This is a genomic window from Flavobacterium sp. CF108 (assembly GCF_900129795.1).
GTDB lineage: Bacteria > Bacteroidota > Bacteroidia > Flavobacteriales > Flavobacteriaceae > Flavobacterium.
In genome coordinates this window covers 55,657-78,612 of record NZ_FQWW01000011.1, presented here as the reverse complement: position 1 = coordinate 78,612, position 22,956 = coordinate 55,657, and the positions used below count along the sequence as shown (strand labels likewise).

Annotated in this window: 14 protein-coding genes; 6 read left to right on the top strand and 8 right to left on the bottom strand. The window is 35.0% G+C overall.

From position 1 onward, the window contains the following. Positions 1-54: 54 nt before the first annotated feature. Positions 55-1,206: a cysteine desulfurase family protein gene (locus BUE10_RS22630; protein WP_073489280.1), complete on the bottom strand. Its 1,152-nt coding sequence runs from the start codon at positions 1,204-1,206 to the stop codon at positions 55-57. A gap of 588 nt (positions 1,207-1,794) precedes the next feature. Here BUE10_RS22630 and BUE10_RS22625 point away from each other — a divergent pair. The 6 genes from BUE10_RS22625 (at position 1,795) to BUE10_RS22600 (ending at position 9,872) form a co-directional block, all read left to right on the top strand. Next, positions 1,795-2,433 carry a 2Fe-2S iron-sulfur cluster-binding protein gene (locus BUE10_RS22625; protein ID WP_053471955.1) on the top strand — a complete coding sequence of 213 codons (639 nt, stop codon included), beginning with the start codon at positions 1,795-1,797 and terminating at the stop codon, positions 2,431-2,433. Then, positions 2,430-3,410: an FAD binding domain-containing protein gene (locus BUE10_RS22620; RefSeq protein ID WP_073489278.1), complete on the top strand. Its 981-nt coding sequence runs from the start codon at positions 2,430-2,432 to the stop codon at positions 3,408-3,410. The genes BUE10_RS22625 and BUE10_RS22620 overlap by 4 nt, the downstream gene beginning before the upstream one ends. A gap of 8 nt (positions 3,411-3,418) precedes the next feature. Then, positions 3,419-5,623 (top strand): xanthine dehydrogenase family protein molybdopterin-binding subunit, encoded by a 2,205-nt coding sequence (locus BUE10_RS22615; protein WP_073489276.1) that lies wholly within the window; start codon positions 3,419-3,421, stop codon positions 5,621-5,623. A gap of 138 nt (positions 5,624-5,761) precedes the next feature. Next, positions 5,762-6,253, top strand: a complete 492-nt coding sequence (locus tag BUE10_RS22610; protein ID WP_073489274.1) for a DUF4280 domain-containing protein — start codon at positions 5,762-5,764, stop codon at positions 6,251-6,253. Positions 6,254-6,264: 11 nt separating this feature from the next. Further along, positions 6,265-8,712, top strand: a complete 2,448-nt coding sequence (locus BUE10_RS22605) for a glycoside hydrolase family 19 protein (RefSeq protein WP_073489273.1) — start codon at positions 6,265-6,267, stop codon at positions 8,710-8,712. Then, entirely contained in the window at positions 8,709-9,872 is a 1,164-nt protein-coding gene (locus BUE10_RS22600; protein ID WP_073489271.1) for a tetratricopeptide repeat protein, read from the top strand. Before BUE10_RS22605 ends, BUE10_RS22600 begins: the two co-directional genes overlap by 4 nt. A 222-nt stretch (positions 9,873-10,094) precedes the next feature. On the opposite strand, the gene BUE10_RS22595 is transcribed toward BUE10_RS22600, so the two are convergent. From BUE10_RS22595 to BUE10_RS22565, 7 genes are all read right to left on the bottom strand, one after another. Next, entirely contained in the window at positions 10,095-11,498 is a 1,404-nt protein-coding gene (locus BUE10_RS22595) for a serine hydrolase domain-containing protein (RefSeq protein ID WP_073489269.1), read from the bottom strand. A gap of 126 nt (positions 11,499-11,624) precedes the next feature. Next, the gene (locus tag BUE10_RS22590) at positions 11,625-12,188 is read right to left on the bottom strand and encodes a DUF2911 domain-containing protein (RefSeq protein ID WP_073489267.1); all 564 of its coding nucleotides are present in this window, start codon (positions 12,186-12,188) and stop codon (positions 11,625-11,627) included. Between the two features lie 102 nt (positions 12,189-12,290). Continuing rightward, complete coding sequence (locus BUE10_RS22585; protein ID WP_073489265.1) at positions 12,291-14,093, bottom strand: glycoside hydrolase family 2 protein; 1,803 nt, start codon at positions 14,091-14,093, stop codon at positions 12,291-12,293. Between the two features lie 185 nt (positions 14,094-14,278). Further along, a complete protein-coding gene (locus tag BUE10_RS22580) occupies positions 14,279-16,603 on the bottom strand; it encodes a glycoside hydrolase family 2 protein (RefSeq protein WP_234984794.1) in 2,325 nt (774 codons plus the stop codon). A gap of 194 nt (positions 16,604-16,797) precedes the next feature. Further along, positions 16,798-17,970, bottom strand: a complete 1,173-nt coding sequence (locus tag BUE10_RS22575) for a glycoside hydrolase family 88 protein (protein ID WP_073489261.1) — start codon at positions 17,968-17,970, stop codon at positions 16,798-16,800. A 186-nt stretch (positions 17,971-18,156) separates the two neighbouring features. Further along, entirely contained in the window at positions 18,157-19,677 is a 1,521-nt protein-coding gene (locus BUE10_RS22570; protein ID WP_073489259.1) for a RagB/SusD family nutrient uptake outer membrane protein, read from the bottom strand. A gap of 13 nt (positions 19,678-19,690) precedes the next feature. Next, the gene (locus BUE10_RS22565) at positions 19,691-22,693 is read right to left on the bottom strand and encodes a SusC/RagA family TonB-linked outer membrane protein (RefSeq protein WP_073489257.1); all 3,003 of its coding nucleotides are present in this window, start codon (positions 22,691-22,693) and stop codon (positions 19,691-19,693) included. Positions 22,694-22,956 lie beyond the last annotated feature (263 nt).

Genomic DNA, 22,956 nt, shown 5'->3' with positions numbered 1-22,956 from the left:
GAAACAAAAAACTTTGCGACTCTGCGAGATTATTTCTCAAAGCAAACAAAAAACTTAGTGCCTTAGCATCTTAGTGGCAAATTCTCTCGCCAAGCTCAAAACCCGCTCAACAGCAATATCAATTTCTTCCGAAGTAGTAAATCTCCCCAAACTAAACCGAATCGAACTCAAAGCCTCCTCATCAGACAATCCCATAGCTTTTAAAACATGCGAAGGCTCAGACGTAACCGCAGAACAAGAAGCCCCATTCGAAACCGAAATATTCCCCAAAGCCATGATAAGTTTTTCTGAATTTACGCCCGGAAAACAAATATTAGAAGTATTATAAACTCGGTTTTGAATATTTCCATTTACAAAAGAACCTTCAAATTGCAATAAACCCTTTTCTAGTTTATTACGTAATATTTCGATTCTGTTTTTATTTGTTTCTAATTCATTTACAGCTATTTCTGCAGCTTTACCTAAACCGATAATTCCGGGAATATTCAGCGTTCCGCTGCGTAATTTTCGCTGATGACCGCCGCCATGAATTTGAGGAACTAATTTTAGTTTGGCTTTCGCCGAAATATACAAAGCACCAACACCTTTTGGTCCATAAAATTTATGTGCAGACAAAGTCAAAAGATCAATTCCAAGAATTTTTACATCAATCGGAATTCTCCCCGCCGCCTGAGTTGCATCACACAAAAATAACACATTTTTATTTTTAAGAATCGTTGAAATTTCGCTGACATTTTGTATGACACCCGTTTCATTATTAGAAAGCATTCCTATGAAAACCAGTGTTTTATCTGTAATAATTTCATTTAAAAGATTAAGATCTAAAATCCCTTCACAATTAACAGGTAAGTAACTGACTTCAAAGCCAATACTTTCCATAAAACGACAAGTTTCTAGAGCTGCTTTGTGTTCTGTAGCAACCGTAACAATATGTTTTCGATCCTGATCAGCCAGACCTTTTATCGCCAGATTTATCGCTTCTGTAGCCCCCGAAGTAAAAACAATTTCATCAGCATCGGCATTAATCAAATCAGCGGTTTGCCATGCAGCATTTTCAACAGCTTCGTTTACCGATAATCCCGCAATGTGCTGACTTGTAGAATTGGCATAAAAATCAGTAAAATAGGGAAGCATAGCTTCTAAGACCCGCTCATCAACACGAGTTGTAGCATTATTGTCAAGGTAAATGTGTTGCTGATTTGGCATAATAAAAACTTAATCTCGTAAAAATACAATTTTCAATGTAAATAATAAATCTGTTTCTGTGTGTAGTTTTTTCTGTGTGTAGTTTTTAACGCAAAGTGCGCAAAGTTTTTTATCGCAAAGTGCGCAAAGTTTTTTATCGCAAAGTGCGCAAAGTTTTTTTTAAAGTTAATTATCTAGATAATTGCAAAGTTCGCAAAGCTTTATCAATCCCAGCTTTGCGAACTTTGCCTTCGCTTAACATAATGTGAGATAAAAACCTTTGCGCGCTTTGTGTTAAAAAACATCCACAGAATATCAAATCCAGCTTTGCGAACTTTGCCTTCGATTAACTAAAGTGAGATAAAAAATCTTTGCGCGCTTTGCGTTAAAAAAACACCCGTCGAATATCAATTCCAGCTTTGCGAACTTTACATCTACTTACCACAAACTGAGATAAAAAACCTTAGTGTTCTTTGCGTTAAAACACACACCGAAATTGTAATTATTCTAAATAAGCTCAATGTTTGAATTTCATAAGTTTTTGTGGATTAAGATTGTTAAATTTGTTAGAATACCCAAGAGTTTTTGCTAATTTAAAAGAGAGATGGAATGGCTTCTAAAAAAACAAATCCAGATAAAGTAACAGAGAATGACTCAAATTCCCGTCGTGACTTTATAAAAAAATCAGGACTTTTTACCGCCCTTGCTCTGGCGCCGCCTTCACTGGTTATGGCTTCAGAGAATAAGTGGGATGAAAAAATAGCGGAGTATTTAGAAACAGTACCGCTTTCTATCGAAGTAAACGGAAAAAAACACAGTCTTAATATCGAGCCAAGAACTACTTTACTCGATTTATTAAGAGAACAATTATTGCTTACCGGAACAAAAAAAGGCTGTGACCACGGACAATGCGGTGCGTGTACGGTTCACGTAAACGGAACCCGAATTTTATCGTGTCTGACTTTGGCAACCATGCAGCAAAATGCTCAGGTCACTACAATCGAAGGACTTTCAAAAGGAAAAAAACTGCACCCAATGCAGGAAGCTTTTATCAAGCACGACGGCTTTCAGTGTGGTTATTGCACACCCGGACAAATCATGTCGGGAATTGCGTGTATCAAAGAAGGCCACGCGAACAGCCGAGAAGAAATCAGAGAATATATGAGTGGAAACATCTGTCGATGCGGTGCTTATCATAATATCGTTGATGCCATAACTGAAGTGAAGGAAGGAGGGAAGGAATTATGAAAAATTTTCAAATAATTAAAGCATTATCTTCGAGTTCAGCGGTATCGAGCATCAGCAAAGAAAAAGAAGCTATGTTTATTGCCGGCGGAACAAATTTGGTAGATTTAATGAAAAAGAATGTGGTGGCTCCAGACAAACTGGTTGATATTACAGGATTAGATTTAAAGAAAATAGAATTCTTAACCGGAAAAGTTTCAATAGGAGCCTTAGCTAAAAACAGTCAGGTTGCCGAAGACGCATCGATAAAAGAAAAACATCCTTTGTTAGCTTTGGCTTTAGCGGCTGGAGCATCTCAGCAAATCAGACACATGGCAACGGTTGGCGGTAATATGCTGCAAAAAACACGTTGTTCATATTACTACAATACCGATATGCCATGCAATAAAAGAACTCCTAAAAGTGGCTGCGGTGCCATTGGAGGTTCTAACAGAATGCATGCCATTTTTGGCGCTTCAGACAGCTGCATTGCCGTTCACCCGAGTGATATGTGTGTGGCATTGGCAGCATTAGATGCAAATGTTTTAGTCGAAGGCCCAAAAGGAAAACGACAAATAAAATTTACAGATTTTCATCGTCTGCCGGGAAATACACCTGAAAAAGACAATACTTTAGAAAATAAAGAATTGATAACTTCGGTTGAGATTCCCGATAATAATTTCACTAAAAATGTACATTATTTAAAAGTTCGTGATAGGACAAGTTATGCTTTTGCATTGGTTTCTGTTGCTGCGGCTTTAGATATAAAAAATAATGTAATAAATGATGTTCGACTGGCGATGGGCGGTGTAGCACATAAACCGTGGAGATTAACTGAAGCAGAAGAATTCCTGAAAGGAAAAACAGTTTCAGAAGAGATATTTAGAAAAGCGGCAGACTTGTCAATGAAAGGCGCGAAAGCGTACGGAGGCAATGATTTTAAATTAACGCTTGGTCCAAATGCAATAACAGAAGCACTTACAATAGCAGCATCAAAATAATTAGAATTATGAGCAAGACAAGTAATATTAATAGAGTTGACGGATTTGCTAAAGTAACGGGTTCAGCAACTTATTCTGCCGAATATAAAACGTCCGGAGTAGTGTATGCCTGTTTGGTTGGAAGTACAATTGCAAAAGGAAGAATCAAAACCATCGATACTAAAAAAGCAGAATGGGCGCCGGGAGTTCTGGCTGTTATTACGCATTTAAATGTGGATAAACCTGCCGGATATCAAAAAGCAAAAGACAAACATAATTTTGGACAGCCGCTGCAGATTTTCAAAGATGATTCGGTTTTGTATTACGATCAGCCAATTGCGTTGGTAATTGCCGATACTTTTGAGCGTATGCAATATGCAGCGAGTTTAATTAAAGCAGATTATTTTAAAGAAGAGCATTCGACTGAACTTCAAAAAGCTGCGGATAAAGAGAAAAAAGTTGAAACAGATAAAGGGAATGATTACCACAGAGGAGTTCATGACGGTTACAAAAATGCAGAAGTAATTTTAGAAGCCGATTATACGATTCCAACTGAAGTTCATAATCCAATGGAACTGGCGAATATTATCGCAAAATGGGACGGAAACAAACCAATTTTATACACCAAAAGTCAAGGTGTTGAAGGAACGCGCAGAAGTGTTGCCGGAGTTTTTGATGTACCTGCAGAAGATGTAGAAGTACACTCTGAATATCTTGGAGGCGCATTTGGAATGGGATTACACACATGGCCTTATGAAATTGCAGCTTTAATTGGATCGAAGAAATTAAACCGCCCTGTAAAATTAGTTTTGCACCGCGAGCAGATGTTTACCAATGTTGGTTTCAGACCTTATACCATTCAAAAAATGGGTCTTGGTGCAACAAAAGCCGGAAAACTAACTGGTTTGACTCACGAAGCCGTTGCGATGACTTCAAGCTATGAAGATTTCATGGAAGGAACCGTAAACATGTCCCGATTTATTTACGATTGTGAAAATGTTTCGACACGTTACAGAATTGTTCCGTTAGACACTTGTACGCCAATCTGGATGCGTGGTCCGGGCGAGGCTACGGGTTCTTTTGCATTAGAATGTGCAATGGACGAACTGGCCTATAAATTAAACTTAGATCCAATTGAATTTCGAAAGCTGAATTATGCAGAGAAAGATTTGGAACAAAATAAACCGTGGAGCAGTAAATATCTTTTAGAATGTTACGAAGGTGGAATGGAACGCATTGGCTGGAAAAACCGTAAAAACGAGCCGGGTTCTGTAAAAGAAGGAGACTGGCTTGTAGGTTACGGAATGGGAACCGGAACTTTCGGTTGTTATAGAAGTCCAACTTCTGTAAAAGCAAAATTTTTACCCGATGGAAATTTAGTGCTTCAGTGCAGCGTCAATGATATGGGACCGGGAACGGCAACTATGATGACGGCAATTGGTGCTGAAATAACTGGTTTACCTGCTGAGAATGTAATTATTGAAATGGGAAAAAGCGGATTGCCAAAAGGCCCAACACAAGGAGGTTCGGCAACGACTTCTTCGGTTGGTTCTGCAGTTCACGATGCCTGTAATTTATTAGTAAGCAAAGTGTTGGGATTAGCAACTGAAAACCCGGCTTTAAAAGGAACTCCAATTACTGATTTGACTTTTGCAAATGGAATCGTTTCTTCAACAAAAGATAACGCGAAATCTGTTGCTTTAACTTCTTTGCTTAGTGCAAATAAATTAGATGGATTGGAAGTTGAAAACCAATCAAAAGGAACGGAAGAAGCTAAGAAATATTCGATTTATTCGTTTTCAGTTCACTTCGTAAAAGTATTAGTGAATCCGAATTTGGGTAAAATACGTTTAGCTCATGTTGTTTCGTGTGCCGATATTGGAACGGTTATCAACCAAAAAACATCAGCTGGACAAATGTACGGCGGTGCAGTAGGAGGTATCGGAATGGGATTAATGGAAGCATTGGAAATCGATCATCGTTTTGGTCGTCCAATCAACAATAATTTTGCCGATTATCATGTTCCCGTAAATGCCGATATTGAAAAGCAGGAAGTTTTCTTTGTCAATAAAAAAGACCCAATCAGTAACCCAATGGGAACAAAAGGTCTTGGTGAAACGGCTTTGGTTGGAATGGCGCCTGCAATTGCAAATGCTGTTTTTAATGCAACCGGAAAACGTGTGCGAGATTTACCAATTACGCTGAATAAGATTATTGAAACTGTTAAGGTTTAGGAAATAATAGTTTTATAAAATTAAAAAATCCGTCTGATAATTTCAGACGGATTTTTTTATGCAATTAAATAAAATAGAAAGAAAAATACTATAATTTATATTTTGTAAGAAAATTGTTTTAATTTAGATAAAAAAATTATGAGTGGAAAACATGTAGTAGTTCAAGGTGCAACGCTAAAATGTAAGTTTAGTGAAAAGCCTCAAACGGATATTTTAAAAGTAAAATCACAAAATAAACATTTTGCAAATGATAAAGATGCATCAAAAAAGCTAATTGCAACCACGAAAGAAATAGGACAAACTTTAGAGAAAAACACCTTTGGTAACTGTAAACTGCAGCCTACAGGAAGTAGTTACAAACCTTGCCAGGCCGTAATAAATCAATGGAGTGCTTTCTACGAAAAAGTGACCCTAAGTAATCAGAGCAAAATATTAGTTGAAGACAGTAAGGCAACTTGTCCAATTGGAGGGCCAGACTGCATAAGCGTTGTTAAACATGGGCAGAAGGTGGAGATAAGCAAACAGAATGTCAAAAACGCAAGAGAGCTTTTGAGTAATCAAACCAATCCATTAGTTAATATGACTGAATTTAAAGAGAGTTTAGAAGATCAGGATTCAATTTGTAAGTAAATAAAAGCATCATGTCAGATTTTAAAATAATAGGGAATCCAAACCCTGTAGTTGGAGTTCTAGAAATATATGCTGTAAGTGATTTTTTTGAGAAAGTTCCAAGTAGTACTTTCAGTGAAGAAAATAACTTTTCTTATAATCCTGTTAGTTGGGAAGTTTATGTATTAGAATTGGGTAAATGGCGAAAAACAAAAGAGAATGATAAGAGAGGAAATAAGGTTTCTTACACTTTTTTGGAAAAAAGCCTGACAAGAAATGGTATTCGTATTTTGGCAAGAAAAGGCGACAAAGTAGCCCAACTTGATATAAAACCACTTTCTGCAAAACCAAAAATTGATCATATCGAATTATTAGATAAAAACGGAGCCAAAATAAACGGGCATTTATCATACGGACAAACCGTTAAAGCAAGGATATTTTGTCTGAACATGGAAAAACGCAGAGTATCTGTTACTATGTGGGAAGATGATGTAAAAGGCGCCGGGCATAATAAAGCCAATGAAAAAAACTTTATAGAAATACTTTCGGGAATTGTAAAATTCGGAAAGGCAAATGTTGATTTTTTATTAAAGCCAAGTTTTGCAAAAATTGCTGAAAGAGGAGGTCACGAAAAAGATAAAATTCATGAGTTTTATGTAACCGCAGAGTACAACGATGGTAAAATAGCCAGCAATAATATCAATGTAAATGCGCTTGAAACGCCAGTTGCCCCATACAAAGGAAAAACAACTCCACAGCAATCTGTTAAAAACAAACCTGCAGAGCAGAAACCCAGAAATGATTCACAGAAGCCTACTGCCCCAAAAGCTGTAAAAGGCAAAATTAACGCTGTACATATTACAGATACTGCCGGACATCAGATTAAAGGTGTGTTTAAAGAAAAACAAATTAAAGTCTGTATAAATTCTACAGGATTAACAGGAAAAGAAGTTCGCCTTAAATTATACGATGAAGATTTGGTTAGCCATGACCTGTTGTTTACTGATAATTTCACTATTAAATCTGACCTTCATACAGTAACGGTACCATTAGATACTATACCTAGAAGTTTAGGCGGAAGCAATTGGGCTGAAGGAAACGAGCAGGAATTATTTGCCGAAATCGAAGTTTTGCAGACACATGATTTTATCAAAAGCGTAGTTGTAGATGTTGATGCTACTGTTTTTAAACAAGATCCTGTTGAAGTTACTAATAAGGTTTTGAAGGTTGATGTTGAGGATAAAAAGGAAAAGAAACAGGAATCAAAAGGAAAATGTTATTGTAACAGAGATATAACTGTGGATGAACTTAGTAAAATGGTAAAAAACATTAGAGATAATACCTTCTACGATGGGAAAACAATAACTTTTTTTCATAGTGATAAATTATTCTATTTATATTCAAATGTTCCAAAATCAGACAGAACATTTGAAAAATTTGCCGAAGCTATAAACAAAGCATTTAAGAAATATGAAATAACAACATGCGCAAGAAAAATACATTTTCTTGCAAATATGTATGTCGAAACAATGTATTTTACTGCAACCCGTGAAGGAAAAGGAACTTCTGGTTTTAGATATGATCCTTATAGAGGAAGAGGATTTCAACATTTGACTTGGGAAGACAATTATAAAAAATATAAAAAAGAAACTGGAATAGATATAATCAGTAATTATGAAAAGGTCGCAGATGATTTAAATATTTCCGCAGATACAGGTGCTTGGTATTGGAAAAAAACTGGAATAAACGAGTACGCTGATAAAGACAGCATTTTTGATACTTCTAGACTAATTAACTATCCAGGAGCAACAAAAAGTTCATCAATAAATGGTTATAAAGATAGAGAAATAGCATGGAGAGAATTGAAAAAGATATTTAAATTTCCTTTTGATTGTGTAAGCAAAAAGAGCATAAATATTACCTCAGATAACTGTCCAAAATGTAAAGTTAGCCATTATGACTTAACCGACAAAGTAGAATGGCAAACTCAATTTGACTCAAAATGGGGTGGTATTGATGCACAAAATGTAGCTTGCAAAAAAACTTGTGATGATATATTAAATAAGCAAGGATTGACTTCAACATCTCCTACAAATAAATTTCAGACTGCATTAGAAAATAGTAACCATACTTTATTAGTAATAAATACTGAAGAGTCTAAAAGAGGAATTAAATATTTGGATTTGCAATTAAAAGAAGGAAATCCGGTTCAGGTCGGAGTAGATCATGCCTTAAATTATAAAGGAGGAAAATTAAATGAGGGAACAACCGACCATTTTGTAGTAATCATTGGAAAATCATGTGAAAATGGAAAAGTATATTACAGATTTTACGATGTAGGCACTCGTAATAAAAGTAAAGGAACAAGCAGTGATAATCGCCTTTATCTCGACACTTCAAATTATTCATTAAAAGGAAAAACCGCTTATACAAATCATATTTATACAGTTACACAAATAAGAAATAACAAAAAAGGATGAAAAAATTAGTATTAATTATATTTTTATTAAGCATAGTAATATGCTGTAAATCTCTAGATAGCAACGAAGATTATGTAGGAACTTGGCAAGAAGTTCAGCAAAAAAATAATGAATTTGCAATAGTAGATTGTGGTTATGATGGAGAAAGCATAAAGGTTTCCAACGATTCAATTTTTGAAAAAGGAATAATGGAAGATTCAAATTCTAAAATTGATCATGTAAAACAAGACGAAGCTAGAACAACTTTATTTATCGATAAATTAGAAAAGTCTTACTATAGATTTATTTGGGTAGATAAAAAGAAAGGAATATCAAAATGGGAAATTCAAAATAATGAAAACACTAAAATTGTTAGATATTTTATTAATAATTTGAATCTGAAAAATATAAGGATTGTAAAAGGGACAAAAACAGATTGCATTTCAAGTGATGATGTTGGAGATACTGTTAATGATTCTCTTGTCATCAAAAATGAAAACATAACTCTTCTTATTGAAGATGACAATTGTATATCGCTAGAAAGTAAAAAAGGAAGTTTACTTTTTGAAAGATGTTTTGAAAATTGTATTGTTAAAATTAGGCATAATTCAAGCAAAGGAATTCCATTAACGTTTATAAGTGGACAAAATTCAATGGACATTGATTTTCTAAAAAAAGAAAATAATTGGTTTTCTAATTCAATAACCTATTACAGAAGTTCATCAAGTGGCGAAGAAAAAGTAGTTCAACAAATAGCGGTATCAATTAAAGATTTTGATTTTAATAATATTGTCGAACAATTTAGCAAAACAACTAATAAAAGCACTGTTTCACTTTATGACATCTCTAATAAGGAAAAATTAATGCAACTCGATATTTATAAGATTGCAGATATTTTAAAAGCTTACCCGATTTCGAATAAAAATATTACTATTTATAATGATGGTGCATATAATTTAATTGAAGGCGGAAATTTTAATGAAGCCAGAATAATCCTTTTAGATATTGTAAACTTTTCTCCAGATAGAGTTGTCGCTTATTTAAATTTAGGAGATGCACAATGGGGATTTGATGACAATGAAAATGCAAAAAAATCGTATTTAAAATACATTTCATTAATGAAATCTCAAGGCAAAGATTTGAATAAAATACCGAAAAGAGTTTATGAGAGAATTAAATAATGATATAACCCTCGCGCGCACGAGCGAGACGCTCGAGCCAGCAGGGGGGAAACGGCTTTGGTTGGAATGGCACCTGCAATTGCTAATGCTGTTTTTAATGCAACCGGAAAACGTGTTAGAGACTTGCCAATTACGCTGGATAAAATAATTGCTTAATTGTGAATTGTAAATGTTAGTTGGTAATTAACCATTTACAATTAACCATTAATAACTAATCATTGCTTACTTTTTTTTATTGAAAGATGGCAGGATATATTTTTGAATCAATTCATCGCTTGGTGATTGTGAGTTATAATTTCCGCCAGTAATTACGGTTATCATATTTTGATCTTCCCAAATATAAATTTTCTGGCCGCCGTTACCTTGGGCAGCTTTTCCATCATATCGAACACCATCAACATTCAGGTATTTTAGCCACCATAAATAACCATAATTCACGCCTTGCACAACAGAATGTTTTGTTAAGGATTCCTGAACCCAGTCTTTAGATATTACTTGTTTCCCGTTCCAAACCCCTTTATTAAGATACAGCATTCCTAATTTTGCCATATCTCTTGAATTCAAATAAACCTGACAGAAAGTTTCGGCACTCGATGCATCGGGTTTAAAATTCCATTTAAAATTTTTAATGCCCAAATCTTTAAAAAGAGTCTGTTTGGCAAATTCAGGTAAAGGTATTTTTGTTGCTCTTTCAATGATTTTTCCCAATGTTATAGGATTTCCGGAACAATACATTCCTTTGCCGCCCGGAACATCTATCATCGGAAGATCTAAGGTAAATTGTATCCAGTCATCAGAATAGTTCATAGTAGTTTCATTCCCAACTGACTTTGGATTGCTCACATCACAATCAAGTCCGCTTTGATTGGTTAAAAGGTTTTCAATCGTAATCTGTCTTTTATCAGAAGTAAGGTTTTTAAACGTATAATCAGGAAAAAAGGAAAGTACCGTTTCATTTTTGCTTTTGATAAATCCCTTATCTATAGCAATTCCTGTAAGTGCCGAGACAAAGCTTTTTGTAGCCGAACGAATTTCATGAAGTTTGGTTTTGTTGTACTCATAAAAGTATTCTTCAAAAACCAGTTTCCCATCTTTAATAATTAAAACGCTGTGAACGTTAGGATAAGTTCCGTTAACAATTTTTTGCATCATTTCATTTAATAATGCTTTGTCCAAACCAGACTGATCCAAATTCCCGGTTACTAAACCATCAAGATCTTTTTTAGGCTGCTGATATACATATTTATAATCTTTAGAAGCATTAAGTCTTGGATACCACATTTCTTTCGGGAAAACGACTTTTTTACTAATTAATTTGAAGGTTTTTCCATCAGAAGTATAACCCGTAATCGAAGCAGTATTATTTCTGATAAAAGTTACTTTTTCTTTTGACATATTCAGGAAAATATCTTTCTCATGAGGTTTTAATGAATACTTACTTTCATTAATGATAGCATATAAAATAGTATCTTTTGGTGATGCAGCAATTTGAAGCGTGGTATTATTTTCATATTCATAAATACCTTCATACTCTTTTAATTGTTCATATGTAATTTTAAATTTTTGCTGAGAATAGCCGTAAAAAACGGATAATAAAAAAAATAAAAGTAAAGTGGTTTTTTTCATTCTTTTTGGTTTATGGTTAGTTAATTAATAGTTAGTTATGGTATAATTGACTCTTATAAAAGCAAAAAAAAGAGACACTTAATTTAAATTAGTGTCTCTTTGTATATAGTTTATAATCGTAAACAATTATTTAACCGTAATAGGCAATTCAACCGTAGTTTTATCCCATCCAATAACTAGATTAGCTATATTACCTTGAGTTGTAAAAGCGATTGATAAAGCTTCGATAGTTTCGTTTACAGATTTAACCGGAACAGAAACTCTTACCACGTCTTTGCTTTCGTCATAAGCATAACCGCCCCATAAATCTAATTCTTTATTGATAATGATAGTCCATTTGTCTTTTTCAGGAATAGCAAATAAACTGTAATATCCAGCTGGAATATTTTTTCCGCCAATTGTTACTGCTTTGTAAAATTTAATTTCTGTATTTTCATTAGCACCAACTCTCCAGATTTCTCCGAATTTCACAACGTCACCAAAAATAGTTCTCCCTTTTGCAGAAGGTCTTGCGTAGATAACTTTTACAACCGGACTAGGATTGTCTGTTTTTTTGAATTTAACAGCTTTGTTTGGGAAATAAGAAATATCAACCGGACTTGCATCAAGCGGAGCAAATTTTACTATATCTTGAGCTTGAACTGTAAAGGCAGCAAATAAAGTAACTGCCATTAAATAAAATTTTTTCATAAGGTTACAATTTTTAGAATTACTACAAAGTAAGTTAATAATGAAGAAAAATCATATAAATACAGTTTGTTTTTTGTTAATGAATTGGTAATGGTTCTTAATTTACTTTTCTTCTTTTTTCTTTTTATCGTACCAATTCTGCATAATGTAAAAAGCTTTCTTCTTTTCACCATCGTTTGAGATTAAACCTTTACGATTGTAACCGTCCTGAATACCCGGAAGTAATCTTTTTGGCGATCTGAAATCAACTAAAATCCACGGACTCAATCCGCTTAGATGAGGGATTTTTTCAATCATTTTTAAATTCTGGATGTATAAATATTCCTGATATTCTTCTGTCCAGCGTTCGGTTTTATCTCCGTGAAATCCTGCTTTAGCATCACCTCCAAATTCAGAAACAAAAACAGGTTTGTTGTATGGTGTAGTCCAGAATGTTTTTTCAGCATTTTCAAGATTACCGCCGTACCAGCCTAAATATTGGTTGAAAGCAATAATATCAAGTGATTTACCAATTTCATCGTCAATTTTTCCGTTACGCGTTAATAAAGCCGCACTGATTAATCTTGTATTATCCAATGATTTTGTATGCGTTACCAAATTCGTGATAAAAGTGTTTCTTGCGTCAGAAACAGGAGTTTCATTTGCCATAGACCAAATCACGATACTCGCTCTGTTTTTATCTCTTGTAATGGCAGCAGTTAACTGATCTTGGGCATTTTGATACGTATTTTTATTGGTGAATTCAACTGTCCAGTAAACCGGAATTTCTTCCCAAACCATTAATCCCATTTTATCAGCCTCTCTAATAATGTTTTTGTTATGCGGATAATGCGCCAAACGAACATAATTACAACCTAATTCTTTTGCCCAGTTTAATAAACGTAAAGCATCTTCCTGAGAATTTGCACGTCCGCCTTTTGCATTTTCTTCATGAATCGAAATTCCTCTTAAAAAGACCTGTTTTCCGTTTAATAAAATTTTGTCTTCCTGTGTTTCAATCGTTCTAAAACCAATTTTATCATTTAATTTCTTTCCGTTAAAATCGATTGTAACATCATATAATTTTGGATTTTCCGGTGACCAATACGAAATCTTTTTAGCTGGAATTTCAAAATTCAAAATTCCGTCAGCGCCAATTTTTCCTTTGTAATTGATCTTTAATTCTGGAATAGAAATAGAAGCCTGATTTTGCGTAGGATTCAAATTATTGATTTTGATAAAACCAGAAATAATATTGGCATTATTTTTTTTAAGCTGAATGGTGTAATCTTCAATAAATGCAGATTCTTCTTCAATTAAAGTTACATCGCGCGTAATTCCGCCATAATTCCACCAATCCGTATTAACTGTTGGGACATCTTCTTTATGGCGTGTATTGTCTACTTTAATAACCAAATAATTGTCTTTTGGTTTTACAATCGTGGTAACTTCATAATTAAACGGAGTAAAACCGCCTTCGTGAGTTCCCAGTTTTTTTCCGTTTAAATAAACATCGGCTTTGTAATTGATGGCTCCCAAATACACAAAAAGACGTTTATTAGCGGCCAAATTGTAATCAAAAGATTTTTTGAACCAAACATTTCCTTCGTAATATTTTAGTTCCGTAACCTGCGAATTCCAGTCGCCCGGAATATTTATTGTTGGCGATTTATCAAAATCATATTCTACTAATTCCTGTTTGTTTGCCGCGTGATAATTAGTGAAAAATGCGCCTTTTGCCGGTTTTTCCTGTTTGTCGTATTGATCAAGGTGAAAACTGTAAAAGCCTGTTTGATATGGATCAACAATATAATTCCAAACGCCGTTTAAAGAGGTTGTGTTTCGGTTTGGAACGTTTGAAATTAAACCTTGCGATTGTCCGGCAGCGAACGTTGTCAGGAATAATAGTGTTAGAATTTTTTTCATTTTTTGTAATCTTTGTTTGTGTAATATGTATAGTTCCTACGGAACATTATTTATGGGCATAATATTCATTTTTCAACGGATTTCATCCGTTGCTACCGATATGTAGTTCCTAACGGAACTTTTTTAAAATCTTTTTAATCCTTTTAATCTGTGGCAAAAACTTTGTGTCTTAGCGGCTAGAAATCTTATTCAACAGGAATTTTCAAATATTCCCCTTTAAAACTTTGGTTCAGCGCCGTCATTTCAATAGGATCATTAGAACCATCAGGAATAACTTCAATAGAAGCTTTTCCGTTTGCCATTTTAATCGATTCACTTCCGGTTGGTGTTCCTTGATTCTTCAAAGTTTTTCCACCTTTTAAACATTGAAAATAAACACTTTCTTCATAATCTAAGCAGCGTAAATTGTTATTATCAATCGCAATTGCCGTAACCAGATAATTACCATTTTTTAGTTTCTCTGAAGACAATTGTAAAGACGAAGCCGTGTCATTTTTATTGAAACGATAATTAACCTTAATCGTATCAGAAACCGTTTTGCCGTCTTTATTTTTACCAACAGCAACTAAAACATTTTCTCCTTTTTTAAAATTGACATCCCAAGTTAGTCCGTTTGCAGGATACAGCGAAAGATTTCTTAGCTTTTCTCCAAGAGATTTTCCGTCGTGGAATAAGGTAACTTTTTCGCAATTACTAAAAACATTGATTGTTCTTGGTGTATTTTCAGGACCTTGACGTTCTGTCCACGTATGCGATTCTATGTAGGCGAAAGGCTCTTTGCCCCAATAACTTTTAAAAACATAATACGCATCTTTAGGATTTCCGTTTCGATCAACCAATCCTTTTTGATTCATGTACGGAATATCATCTTCCGGACGTAAAGGCGTTGCAAAATCCTTAAATGCCCATTGTACATTTCCCACAAAATTTTGGTCATTCTCGGATATATGCAAGTGCCAGTCAAATAAATCAACGATATAATTTTCGCTCCAATCACCAATTTGGGCAATATTCGCAACTTTAGTTTGTACAATTGCTTCTTCCCAGCCTTCCGCTTTAATAACATTTTCTCCTGTTACCGGATTTTCACTGTGACGCCCAACGTGGCTGTCTCCGCCATATTCAGCGTGAATGAAATGTTTGTATTCTTTTTTGTAAACATCAATTGCTTTTTGGTAGCTTTTGTAACTTCCTGAATACCATCCAGACCAGATAGAAGGAGAGAAGACATCCACAATATGCGAACCTTCATAATATTTTCTAATGGCCGTTTTTCTGGTTGGGTCCAGTTTATGCGCAATGTCGTTTAGTTCCGTTAAAAAGACATTTGTTTTTTCGGTATTGTCTCCGTTTGGAAAATCAGGAAGCCAGTTCATTTCATTTCCAAGCGACCAGATTATAATACTCGGATGATTGTAATTTTGATTGATAATTTCTTTAAGCATGTTTTTAGTATTCGTCTGCCAAAGTTCATCACCAATTCCGCCGCGGCACCACGGTAATTCATCCCAAACTAAAAGTCCAAGTTCATCACAAGCTTTGTAAATTTCAGGATCTTGCGGATAATGTGCTAAACGAACAAAGTTAGCACCCATATCTTTTATCGATTTCATGTCGGCCCAATGCTGCGCGTTGCTCATGGCAGCGCCAACTCCGGCTTGTTCTTCATGGCGATGTGTTCCGCGAATCAATAAACGTTTTCCGTTTAAATAGAAAGGACCGTGATCTTTAAACTCAAACCATCTAAAACCTACTTTCTCAGAAACGCTGTCTTTAATTTGATTTTTTTCAGATAAAACAGCCGTTAAGGAATATAAATTTGGTTTTTCGGTATCCCAAAGTTCTGGGTTTTTGATGTTTTCGAAAGTGATTGTCGAAGTTTTATCTGAAACAGAAATAGTTTTACTTGCTACTTTTTTTCCTTTCGGATTTTTAAGTGTTACGGTTAACGATAAATCTTTTGAATTATCAACATTTACAAAAGAAGAAACAATTTGTACCGAAGCACTTTTAGCCGAAACTTCAGGAGTTGTAATCTTCAAATTATCAATATGGTTTTTGTATTTCGAAACGAACCAGACATCGCGTGTGATTCCGCCATAAATAAAGAAATCACTTTTTTGAGACGGAATAATTTCGATGTCGTAACTATTATCAACACGAACAAAAATATCGTTGTTTCCTTCTTTAATAAAGTTGGTAATGTCTATAGAAAAGCCAATATAACCGCCAATGTGCCCGCCGGCTTCTTTTCCGTTTACATACACTTTTGTTGTAATATTTGAACCTTCAAAGTATAACGAATACACTTTGTTTTTATCAATTTGCGGAATATTTAATTTCTTTTGATACCAGCTTGCGTCACGTCGATAACCCGGGTATAAATCGGTTGCATCTTCGGCGTTCCAGGTATGTGGTAAATTTAGCGAAGTCCAGTTTGAAGCCTTTTGAGCTTCGGTAAGATTTGAAGTATGATTTTCAAGATACAGCCAGTTATCGTTTAAATTCATCTTTGTCTGAGCAAAACTGCTGCTCAGACAAATCTGAAAAAAAACAAAAAGCGCAAAAATTGAAAATGTATTGTTTTGATAATTCTTCATGTGTGTTTAGGTTCAAAGGTTCAAAGGTTCAAAGGGACAAAGGCTCAAAGGTTCATAGGTTCAAAGGCTGAAAACCTTTGTCGCTTTGTACCTCTGTACCTTTGTTACTTTTTTCTAAGTAACGCTTCCAGAAAATAATAGTCGGCGTAGATTATTGGTTCGTCAATTTCGTCGTGTTTTGGCCAGTTTCCTGTGCTGTGATCAAATAGAAAAGGAGCCTTGATTTTAGAATCTAAAATATATTTATCAGTTTGAACCGATGCTATTAGTTTATCGGCGAAAGCCAGATAACTTTTATTTTTTGTATAACTGTACAATTCATATAATCCTGACGCCATTACCATTGCGGCAGAAACATCTCGCGGCGAATTTGGAATACTAGGATCTTTTAAATCCCAATACGGAATTCCGTCTTCCGGCAGGTTTTTATTCGTCATAAAAAACTTTGCTGTTGCTTCAGCTTGTTTTAAATAGGCAGGATCTTTTGTGTATCGGTACGACATTGTAAATCCGTAAACTGCCCAGCCTTGTCCGCGTGCCCAAACCGAATCGTCGTTAAAACCTTGTAAAGTAGTTTTCTTTCTAACTTCACCTGTATTCGGATTATAATCAATTACGTGATAACAGCTGTTGTCTTCTCTAAATTGATTTTTTAAAGTCGTATTAGCGTGCTGAATGGCTACATCACGATATTTCGGATTTCCGGATATTTTAGATGCTTCAAAAAGCAATTCCAGATTCATCATATTATCGATGATAACCGGATAATCCCAAATCTCTTTGTTAAAATCCCAGGAACGAATGGAACCTACTTTAGGATTAAACCTTGTGCATAAAGTTTCGGCGCCTTTAATAATTACCGCTTCGTACTCTTTCTTGTTTTCCACTTTCAGCGCTTCTCCGAAACTGCAAAACACTTTAAAACCTACGTCATGCGAATTACTGTTAACACTTTCCTTTTTGCTGAAAGGAGTCCATTTTTGAGCTTGTTCTTTATATTTTGAATCGCCAGTCAATCGGTATAACTGCCAAAGATTTCCGGCAAAAAAACCGCTTGTCCAGTCTCTTGAAGGGACTTTGCGAATCTCATTGGTTTTGATATTCATACTTCTTGGCATCGACAGAGAATCAACCGGATAATCGAGTAACATTTTGTAACGCGTTTCCAGTAAATTATTTGCCGCTGCAGTGCTTTTTGTTTGAGAATTAATCCCGGACTTGCACGCTGTTACCAGCGATGCAAACCCAAGGATTAAAATGAAACTAACTTTATTCATACTTACTAATTAATCTAATTTTTAGTTTCTAGACTTTGTTTTTAGACGCGGATTTTACGGATTCGCTTTCGCGAAAACGCTGATTTCCGCAGATTTTTTTTAAGATAAAACTATATTTTAAAATCCGTTTTATCCGCGTTTTCGAGAAGCGAATCCGTCAAACCCGCGTTCCATAATTATGCTAAATTAATAACCAGGATTATTTGGTTTTAAATTTGGATTTATTGCCAATTCTGTTCCCGGCAATGGCCATAAATAATCTTTGTTTGGATCAAAATTCGCATGCGGTTCTAAACCAGCAGGACCAAATACTTCAGGGCCATTTTTCAATCTTTTGATATCATACCATCTGATATATTCAAAAGCTAATTCTAATCTTCTTTCGTCAATAACCATTTTTTTGAAATCAGCTTTTGACAAACCAGGTGTTACATTTGCTGGGAAAGAAACTAGTCTTCCGCCTTTATTTCTTGCTCTTGCACGAACTCGGTTTACATAACCATCGGCTTCTGCAGTTCCCGGATTAATTTCGTTTAAAGCTTCTGCTGCTGTCAATAAAACTTCGGCATAACGCATTGTAATATAGTTGTGCTGAGAAGTTCTTCCGTTTGCACCTGCTTTTCCCGGAAAACGGAAATATTTTGCAATATGCGGACGAGGCGCTTTTTCGTTATCGCTTGAAGGATAAACCTGCAATGATCCGCCCGGACCAGTTTTCTTTCTAATAATAGTATCAAAACTTACTGCTCTTCTGTAATCTCTTTGATCCCAAGTATTAAACACTTTTAATGAAGGAACGGCAACCGAAAATCCTTGTCCATAACTGTAACTGTCATCTTTTAATGAACCTGTAAAAAACGCGGTATAATCCTGACCGTAATTTCCAGATGTTAAGTTATTAAAATCTACTGTAAATAATGGTTCTTTTAACGAAGCTGCTTTTGTAGCGTTAAATAAATCCTGAAAATCTGCATCAAGACCTAAACCAAATTTTGTTTCGTTTGTAATCACATATTTTGCTTCGTCATAGGCTTTTTGATATTGACCCAAAGTTAAATAAACAGAAGCTAAATATCCTGCTGCAGTACCTTTTCCCGGAACCGCTTTTACTTTTGGTTTGTCATCCAGCCATTGTTTTGCAAATTCTAAATCGGCAATAATTTTTGGATAAACATCTGCTTCTTTTGTTTTACTGATAGAGTTTACCTGAGAAACATCATTCACCACAAAATCAATGTATGGAATATCTCCAAAAAGACGTACTAAATGATAGTAAGTAAAAGCTCTAGCAAAATAAGCCTGAGCTACAATTGCGTTTACTTTTGCAGGATCTCCCGGCGTTTTTTTAGCACCTTCAATAGCCTGATTTGCGGCTGTAATGATAACATACGATTGTGGCCAAAAGTTAGCAACAAGCGCATTTGTATCGTTCATGCTCATATCGTTTACATCGATACGTGCGGCTTGTGTAGTTCTATCGCCAATGTCAGACATATCGTCGCGTAGCATTAAGGCAATTGTAAATTCTCGTCCCCAATAATTGTTATGTGCAATGTTAGCAAAAGCCCCGTTTACAGCTGCCTGTAAATCATCGGTATTATTGAAAAAGTTTTCTGGACGAATGACCCCCACCGGATGTTCTTCTAAATCAGAACATGCAAAAAAAGTAAGTGTTCCCAAGAAAAGAAAAGCTATATATTTTTTCATGATATTTTTATTGTTAGAATTTTACGTTTAGACCCATTGTAAACGTTCTCACGTTTGGATAACCTCCATAATCCAATCCTAAATTGGTATTACTTCTTGAGTTGTTGTCGTTTAAGTAACTCGTTTCAGGGTCAGTTCCCGGATAATCAGTAATAGTCCAAAGGTTTTGTGCACTGATGTAAAAACGAAGTTTGCTTAATCCGAATTTAGAAACAACTTTCTCATCTAAACTATATCCTAAAGAGATGTTTTTTAAACGGATGTAACTTCCGTCATAAACAAATCTTGACGTAACTCTTTTCGTTCTTGCAGCATTTTTAGGAACATTTGTATCTGTATTTGTCGGCGTCCAGGAATCTAAAACTTCTGTTGTAGCATTGTTGTTTCCAGATGCTAATTCCATTAAAGTATAGTTTAGGATCTGTCCGCCTTCTGAACCTTGGAAGAAAATATTCAAATCAAGATTTTTATACGTGAAATCATTGTTTAAACCAAAGATGAAATCAGGATTTGGGTTTCCAATAATCGTTTTATCTTGTGAATCTAATTTTCCGTCACCATTGTAATCCCTGAATTTTTCACCACCCGGAGTAGTTTCAAAGTTTCCTGGTAAAACAGTTTCTCCCTGCTGAATTACACCATCATAAATAAATCCGAAGAAAGAACCAACCGGCTCACCAACTCTCAAAATTTGAGATTCTGTTGCCAAAAAGTGACCTGGAGTTGAGTTGATCAATAAATCTTTATTATCAGCTAATTTTAATACCTTGTTTTTGTTTGAAGAAATATTAAAACTTGTATTCCATGTAAAATCCTGACCAATAAAGTTTTTAGAATTAATACCTAATTCCCATCCTTTGTTTTCTAATTCTCCAACGTTTTGAAGCTGAGAAGCAATTCCAGAAACTCCCGGAAGCGGTCTGTTGAATAATAAATCTTTCGTGATCGTTTTGTAGTAATCTGCCGTAATGCTGATTCTGTTATCAAATAAACCTAAATCAATTCCGTAATCTTGTTGGTATGAAGTTTCCCATTTCAAATTCGGATTATCCAAAGATGTCAATTGAACCGCATTTACAATAACGTCACCGCTCACATCATAAATTTCAGAGAATCTTGATAAAGTAGAGTAGGCACCAATTGATGGATTTCCTGTTGCTCCGTAACTTGCTCTCAATTTAAGATTAGAAATTGTTTTGTTGTCTTTTAAGAAATTTTCTTTACCAATATTCCATCCAATTGCTCCAGAAGGAAAAGTTCCGTATTTGTAGTTTTTACTAAAGCTTGAAGAACCATCTCGTCTGGCAGTAAAAGTTAGTAAATACTTATCATCATAATCAAAATTCAACCTTCCGAAAGCAGAGATTAATTCAGTTTCAGATAAATTAGAATCTGGTTTTAAGAATACAGTTCCCGCACCAAGATTTCTATATGAATTCGTATTTGTTAAAAAACCTCTTGAAGCTGCGTATGAACTTTCGTTTTTGTTTTTTTGGTAAGAGTAACCTCCAAGAACCGTTAAAACTCCTTTTTCGATAATTTCACGTTTAAAAGTCAAATAATTCTCTGTTAAGAAAGAAGAAAAACGAGTGTTGTTTACAGAAGCTTCTCCTTTAATATTTTTTCCGGCAATTAAAGTTGAAGGAATAAATCTTCCCGTTTGAGAGTTGTTATCCGTTAAACCTAAAGTCGTTTTAAAATCTAAATCTTTAGTGATTTTGTATTGTGCAAAGAAATTGTTTCTGTTTACAATAGAAACTGTTTCCAGAATATTTTCCATCGCCGTTGCATACGGGTTGTCAATGTCATCACCAATTGGCGCTGTTGTTGTATACGTTCCGTCTTCATTATAAATTCCTTTGTCTGGCATAAAACGGTAAGCCGATGCAATTACACCCGCAGCTCCAGTTCCTCCAGCTCCAGTCTGGCTCACAATTCCGTCTTTGTTTTGTTTACTTGTAAAAGTATTTAAACCCACTTTAAATTTTGGGGATAAATCAGCTTCAAGATTAGCAACAATCGTATATCTGTCAATTCCTGAATTAATTACAACACCATTTTGGTTGAAATAAGTTCCGGAAACATAATATTTCACAGTATCAGATCCGCCAGAAAATGATAATTGTGTATTCGAAATCATTCCGTCACGATAAATAACATCCTGCCAGTCTGTGTTTGCAGGACCTTGTGTATGCGTTGTAAAACTTTTTCTGTACGCTGCAAACTGATCTGCATCTAATAAATCCAGTTTATTGTTTACAGTTTGAATAGAAGTAGAGTTGCTGAATTCAATTACCGGTTTTCCTGGTTTACCTTTTTTAGTGGTAACCATAATAACCCCGTTTGAACCTCTTGATCCGTAAATTGCAGTTGCCGAAGCATCTTTTAAAACCTCAATAGAAGCAATATCCTGTGGAGCTGGCATAGAAACTCCTGCAAAACCGTCTACAACTATAAGAGCATCTCCGCTCGCATTAATTGAAGTCCCGCCACGAACCCTGATTTTTACAGGCGCACCCGGCTCACCACCATTATTACTTTGTACCGAAACCCCCGCTGCACGACCTTGTAAAGCTTGTTCTGCATTTAAAAGTGGATAAGCAGTCAATTCTTTTGCCGTTACAGAAGAAACTGAACCTGTAATGTCGCTCTTTTTACGAGTTCCATAACCTACAACAATTACTTCTTCAAGATTTTTAGTATCTGGTTTTAAACTTACATTGATGGCAGTTTTGTTTCCAACCGGAATTTCAACGCTTTGATATCCTACGAAATTGAATACTAAAACAGCATTTTTCTCAGAAACAAAAACGGTATAATTTCCATCCATATCAGTAGTTGCTCCAACAGAAGAATTCTTGATATAGACATTTGCACCAGGTAAACCGAGTAAATCTTCGCTCGAAGTTACTTTTCCTGTAACTTTTCGTTCCTGTGCACTCATCATGATACTTGCCAGTAAAAAAGATACTAGTAAATACCATCTAAACGATTTAATTTGTTCGTCTGTAAACATTCATTTTTTGGTTTTAAGGTTAATGTTAGAGAAAGTAGAAAAGCAATAGACTCATTCCGATTATCACAATGACAAACAAAATTTGCAGCAATAAAAAGTTTGTTTTCCTGATTTTCATATCGCAAATGTATAAGCCGAAAACGATATAGAAATACAAAAAAGGGTATCTAAAAATACAGATACCCTTTTTTAAGCCCTTTAAAAATGCGGTTTTTAAAATTTATGACAATTAATCCTGCAAGGTTTTCAAAACCTTGTAGGTG